Source organism: Plasticicumulans sp., assembly GCF_035331805.1.
In the GTDB taxonomy this organism is placed as follows: domain Bacteria; phylum Pseudomonadota; class Gammaproteobacteria; order Competibacterales; family Competibacteraceae; genus Plasticicumulans.
This window is the reverse complement of record NZ_DAOLKE010000333.1, coordinates 1-3776: the sequence shown is the minus strand read 5'-3', so window position 1 is coordinate 3776 and position 3776 is coordinate 1. Positions and strand designations below refer to the sequence as shown.

The following is a 3776-nucleotide window of genomic DNA, read 5'->3' as shown; positions in this document are numbered from 1 at the left end:
GCCTTCTCGTAGGAGCGGCCGACGTCGATGATCCAGACGCGCGCGCCGGTGCCGAGGTAGGCGGCGGCGATCTCGTTCAGCAGCAGCGACTTGCCCGAGCCCGACGTGCCGGCGATCGCCACGTTGTAGTTGCCCGCCGGGTTGTCGTAGACGTCGATCTGCATGATCTGGCCGCGCCGCCCGCCGAACAGAAGCACCGGCGTGCCCGTGCCCTGCCACTCGGCGACGAGCGGCGCCAGGTGCACCGCGTTTGCCGAGGTCTTGGTGGTGACGCGCTTCATGCGCTGCAGATCGGCGTGGAACGGCGCCGAGAGCGTCATCGGCAGCGAGCCGATGAGGGCCTGGGTCATCATCATCGTGTCGCTGGAGAGCTCGAAGCCGCGCGCACGGAAGATGGCGCGCGCCGCCTGTTCGGCCCGGGTCACCGCGTTCGGCTCGGCGAAGAGCGCGAGCTGCAGGTTGAGGTCGACGAGCTGCTGGCCGTCGTCCATCGCCTTGAGCACGATGTCCCAGTCGGCCTTGCGCTCCTGCAGGTCGGGCAGGAAGCGCGCCATGTAGCTGGTGGCGTTCGTGGTGGCGCGGGCGGCCTTGAGGAAGGCCCAGTTGCGGGTGGCCTCGGCGTCGAGCACGTGCACGCCCAGCGTGAGCAGGAACGGGCAGGGGTACTGCAGCGTGCCCTGGTAGAGGTCGCCGATCAGGCTGCCGGCGTTCCACAGCGCGAAGCGCGGCGGGAAGGCGCGCACCGACATCAGGCGAAGCTCGGTTTGCAGGTCGGCGGCCGGGTTGGCCAGGCCGATGCCCTGGCGGTCGATGCGCAGGCGCGTGGCCCGGTCGATCACCTGGTCGCGCAGCTCGCGCCCGTCGTCGTAGGTGAGCGGGATGGCGTCGCCGGTTTGCCGGTGCGGGTCGAGCAGCGCGGAGACCCAGTTGATCAGGTCCTCCGCCGTCCACGAACGGGACGGGAAGCCGGCGGCGTGCAGCGTGGCCCGGATCCCGTCGCGCAGCAGCAGCAACTCCTCCAGGCGCGAGAGATTCTCCGGGCTGCCGGGCAGCGAGACGCTGACCACCAGCCGGTAGTCGCGGAACAGGTAGCTCTGCGCCGACAGCAGCGATGTCCGGCTGCCCTGCAGGTAGTGCCCGGCGCGGCGCCGGGCCATGGTGCGGTGGATGTTGGTGTGCCTGCCGGCGCGGCCGAGGGTGTCGAGCTCCGGGACGACGTCGTCGGCGACGCGCAGGTTCGCGTAGCGCGCCAGCGGCGCGCGAATCGCGGGGCTCGCGTACAGGTGGAACTGGATGCCCGTGCCGGGCGGAGAGGCCGCGTAGAGCGCGGTCAGCACGCGCGCCATCTCTTCGTCGGCGCCGGATTGCGGTCGCACTTCCAGGCAGAAGCCCAGCGCGTCGAGATTGACGAAGACCTGGCGGTCCGCGATCCAGGCGCGGTACGGCAGCCACTCGGAGAACGCGGCGGCGTCCTCGCCGCGCGATGCGGGGCCGGACTTGGGCACGCGGATCAGGTCCGCGGGCTTCGCGCCCTTCAGCACGGACTCCAGATCGGTCAGCAGGCTGCGCCACATCGCTCAGGGCTCCTGGGTCGCGCCATTGCCGGGCAGCAGTCCCGTGCGCGGGGGAAAGCGATCGGGCGCTGTCTCTGTGGACGACGCGGGCTCGCTCGCCGATGCCGGGCCGGAGGCGGGCGCAGTGGACGGGATCGGAGGCCGCACGGCATCGACGCGCTGTCGATTCGCCGGAGTGACGCGCTCGATCAGCCAGCGGCCGGTGTCGACCAGCACGTGCACCACCGAGGCCTCGTGCAGGTCGCCGTCGGCGTCCTCCCAAGGCGCGATCCACAGGCGCAGCACGCGCGGCTGGGAGCGGAGTGCCGATGGCGGTGCGCCGAGCCCCGGAGCGGCTGTGGATGCCGAGGCGACCGTCGCGGCGGCTGCCGTGCTCGTGGGCTCCTTCGCGGGCTTCGGCAGCGCGGAGGCGGGCGGCTGGCCGTGGATCGAATTCGCGTACACGCCCGAGACCGAGGTGCACTGCGAACCGACCGGGGCCTTGCAGGCGTAGCTGCCCTCGCCGCCGAGGCCGCTCATGGTGGACGCGCAGCCGCCCAACAGCGTGGCGGTCGCGCCGACGAGGAGGGCGACGGTCCGTCGCATGTCCGTCATGGCGCCTTGCCCGTCGCCTGGGCCGCGGGGTTGCCCGGCGCGGGGCCTTCGGCGCTCGTGGTCGAGCGCGACAGCCAGGCGTTGATCTGCTCGGCGCTCGCGGCGCCGGGCAGCACGCGACCGTCGGCGGCGACCAGCGTCGGGGTGCCGGTCACGCCGAGGCGCTCGGCCAGCGCGACGTTGCGATCGACCGGGTGTGCGCAGTCCGCGCTGGGTGGCACCTGGTCGCGGGTCATCAGCGCCTGCCAGGCGCCGAGGCGATCCTTCGCGCACCAGACGGCGATCGCCTTCGCGCGCGCCTGCGGGTGCAGCGAGGCGATCGGCATCAGGAAGGTGTGGATCGTCACGTCGGACAGGCCCTTCAGCTCGGCTTCCAGCCGGCGGCAGTGCGGGCAGTCCGGATCGCTGAAGATCGCGAGCGCACGGGAACCGCGGCCGCGCACGTCCTTGATCGCGTCGGCCAGCGGCAGCGCGTTGAAGTCGATGCGCGCCAGCGTGTCCTTGCGCTCGGCGGTGAGGTCGCGCTGCGCCTTCATGTCGTACAGGTGGCCGAACAGGAAGTACTGGCCGCTCGCGTCCACGTAGGCGAGGTTGGCGCCCATCGCCACTTCGAAGACACCCGGCCACGGCGTCGGACGGATCTCGCCGAAGCGGGTCGAGGGGTAGAGCGCCTGCAGGCGCCCGATGAGGCTGGTCAGCTCGGGCGTGGTTGGCGGTTGGCTGGGCTGCGCCCATGCCGTGACGCTCAGGCAGGTGGTCAGCGCCGCGGCCAACGTGGCCTTGGCAGCGAGAGCGCGCAGCGCGAGGCGCGCGTCAGTCGTCTTCATCGTCGTTCCTCCGGAGGGTGCGGGCGCGCTCGGCGAGTTGCGCGAGGTTGTCGGGATCGGTGCCGGCGGCGTCCAGCGTCCCGGGCAGGGCCACGCCCTGCGTGAGGACCACGTCGACGCTGCGGCCCGCGTCGACCTCGATCACCGGGAAGACCTTCTCGGCGAGGCTGATGTAGTACTGGGCGAGCCGGTCGAGGGCCTTGCCCACGCCCGTGCCCAGACCGGCTTCGAGCTGCTTGCCGGGGTCGACGGTGCTGGTGGTGCCCAGCGGCGAGACCGACAGCGTGGTGGAGCTCTGCGTGAAGGCGTGACCGATGCCGCTGGCCACGCCGGCGAGCAGGGCGTTGGCGAGGATCTGCCCCTGCTTGGAGACCAGGCGTCCGCGCATGCCGGCCTTGCCGTCCTCGCCGGCCACGTAGCCCTTCACCGGCACGTCGATGGCCGTGCCGTCGCGGGTGACGCACGACAGCGACTCGGTGCGGATGTAGGCGCGCTCGGAACTCACGTCGCCATAGCCGGCGCCGACGATGAAGCACTCCTTCACGCGGGCGCGGAACTGGTTGGGCAGGATCGCGTTGTCCGCGAGTCGAAGCAGGACCGGTTGAGGATTACGCTGCGCCTGGCCGCCGGTGGGTGCGTCCAGGCCGCCGAGAAGTACCGCCCGGGTGAAGGCGCCGCTGGGCAGATAGCGGCGCGTGTCGCGAACGGTGGAGCTGGTCGCTGCCGCGTCCGCGGCCGGCTTGGCACCCTTGCCCGCTGCGACGTCCCCCAGCACGATGCT

At 72.0% G+C, this 3776-nt stretch carries 4 protein-coding genes; all 4 read right to left on the bottom strand.

The annotated features are described in order from the left end of the window. On the bottom strand, positions 1-1574 hold a 1574-nt coding region (locus tag PKE44_RS16320), incomplete at its 3' end, for a TraC family protein (RefSeq protein ID WP_324553289.1). A 3-nt stretch (positions 1575-1577) separates the two neighbouring features. Then, positions 1578-2168, bottom strand: a complete 591-nt coding sequence (locus PKE44_RS16315; protein WP_324553287.1) for a TraV family lipoprotein — start codon at positions 2166-2168, stop codon at positions 1578-1580. Continuing rightward, a complete protein-coding gene (locus tag PKE44_RS16310; protein ID WP_324553284.1) occupies positions 2165-2995 on the bottom strand; it encodes a DsbC family protein in 831 nt (276 codons plus the stop codon). Before PKE44_RS16310 ends, PKE44_RS16315 begins: the two co-directional genes overlap by 4 nt. After that, positions 2982-3776, bottom strand: a 795-nt coding sequence (locus tag PKE44_RS16305; protein ID WP_324553281.1) for a TraB/VirB10 family protein, incomplete at its 5' end; no start/stop codon positions are given. The genes PKE44_RS16310 and PKE44_RS16305, both read right to left, overlap by 14 nt.